At 57.8% G+C, this 1,727-nt stretch carries 2 protein-coding genes and 1 pseudogene; all 3 read left to right on the top strand.

Annotation, left to right across the window (positions count from 1 at the left end; translation table 11 throughout):
- Positions 1-311 precede the first annotated feature (311 nt).
- On the top strand, positions 312-560 hold the full coding sequence (locus tag ACLFKU_RS43260) for a hypothetical protein (RefSeq protein WP_342964143.1): 249 nt from the start codon (positions 312-314) through the stop codon (positions 558-560).
- Between the two features lie 126 nt (positions 561-686).
- The gene (locus tag ACLFKU_RS43255) at positions 687-1,166 is read left to right on the top strand and encodes a DUF1348 family protein (RefSeq protein ID WP_018437280.1); all 480 of its coding nucleotides are present in this window, start codon (positions 687-689) and stop codon (positions 1,164-1,166) included.
- A 257-nt stretch (positions 1,167-1,423) separates the two neighbouring features.
- Positions 1,424-1,530 (top strand): annotated as a pseudogene (locus ACLFKU_RS43250) (IS5/IS1182 family transposase); the annotation flags it as partial.
- Between the last annotated feature and the right edge of the window lie 197 nt (positions 1,531-1,727).

The following is a 1,727-nucleotide window of genomic DNA, read 5'->3' as shown; positions in this document are numbered from 1 at the left end:
ATCGACTCGGTATAGCCGTCCGCTCCGCGCATCGCTTCAGTCTCAGTGTTGTCCGGTTCTTTGTTTCAACGTTTACCCCTCCCGCGCGGATGACGTGCGCGGGAGGTATTTCAACAGCCTGCTAGACGCCACGCGATCTGAAGTATCGCGCAAGTCCTGGCACGTCCGCGTGCTTCATTCTCGCCACATTCAGTCGTCACGATTCGCTCGCTAGTTTGCCTGGCGAACGAACCGAATCCGGGCAATCGCGTCGCCCATCGGATACAGACCGGTCTACATCATATGAAGGTCGGTACTTCACGGAGACTGTCATGAGCCACTCACATTACGAAGTCGCTGTCCTTCATCAAGCTCTGCAGTCGGACGAGTCAAACTTAGCCACATGGCGCTGGTACAGCGATCTGGTCGACCACCAACGACTCGCGCTACGCCTCAAAGAAGACCAGTGGGTCGTCGCGATCGACGGCAGCGACTTTGCGTGCGCCGAGGGCCTGTACGCGGCCGTGCGTTGGGCGCACATCATGACGCACTCTGGCGGTTACATCACCTTTGCGGCGTAAGCGAGCGAAGTCCGCCATGTACACGGGCTAATCGCCAGACCGAGCGATCAAGGACTCGCAGCACTGCTCTTATCCAACCTTCGGCCCGGTCTCGGGTCTTCATCCACCAACCACTGAGGTAATACCATGTCGACCAATACTGAAATCCGTCCGCCGCTCCCTCCTTTCACACGCGAATCCGCCGTCGAGAAAGTGCGCCTGGCCGAGGATGGCTGGAACACCCGCGACGCTGCCAAAGTGTCCCTCGCATATAGCCTGGACACTCGCTGGCGCAACCGTGCTGAATTCGCAAACGGCCGCAATGAAGCCCGAGGGTTCCTTGAGCGCAAATGGTCGAAGGAGCACGAGTATCGTCTCATCAAGGAGCTGTGGGCGTTCACTGGTAACAGGATCGCCGTGCGTTACGCCTACGAATGGCGTGACGACTCTGGTAACTGGTTCCGGTCCTATGGCAACGAGAACTGGGAGTTCCGCGAGGACGGTCTGATGGTGAATCGCTATGCTTGCATCAACGATTTGCCAATCAAGGAAGAAGAGCGGAAGTTCCATTGGCCGCTGGGCCGCCGTCCGGATGATCATCCCGGCTTGTCAGATCTCGGCCTCTAATAGCCAGGCTGATCGTATCGCTTCGATTGGATGCACTCGGGGAAGCAAAGGCAAAGGTGAGACAGCTTCTGCGACGGCCTCCCGAAGCTCGCAATGAGGGAGCAACCCTGCCCCCGCTTGGGGGTTCCTGGTCGTCTCGCTGTCCTTCTCACCTAGTCCGCCCTCAAACGATTGCTGCCCACTCGATGTGGGCAGCAAGTCTTGCAGCCCTTGCTTCTGGAATCCTCTGGGCGTCCTCTGGATACCGGCACGGGCCGAACGGCGTCCTGTTTGCATTGGAAACAGAGATTCCTGATGCGATGAGCTTCCGCAAGAACTAGTCTTCGGCAGCGGCATGCCTTGTTGGCGCAGGCCGTGCGAGTGGTTATCAGGCCGGATGACCGCTCATAGACCCAATTCGCTCTCTCAACTCGAATCCAGGGGATGACCGAGAAGGGTCGAGGCTGTGTGAAAACACGTTACTCTTGTCCATCGAGTAACTCGCTAGTCATCGGTGCCGCTGGGCTTGAAACGAAGGGTGATGGTTGTTTCACTCATTGAAAGGAACGCGCATACCTGCTC

The sequence above is a fragment of the Paraburkholderia sp. EG304 genome (assembly GCF_046543485.1).
GTDB classification, from domain to species: domain Bacteria; phylum Pseudomonadota; class Gammaproteobacteria; order Burkholderiales; family Burkholderiaceae; genus Paraburkholderia; species Paraburkholderia youngii.
This window is presented reverse-complemented; position numbering and strand designations above follow the sequence as displayed.

What these genes read in the sequence shown, in the direction of transcription:
- ACLFKU_RS43260 (WP_342964143.1), top strand. Translation starts at nt 312, where the DNA reads ATGAGCCACTCACATTACGAAGTCGCTGTCCTTCATCAAGCTCTGCAG.
- ACLFKU_RS43255 (WP_018437280.1), top strand. Translation starts at nt 687, where the DNA reads ATGTCGACCAATACTGAAATCCGTCCGCCGCTCCCTCCTTTCACACGC.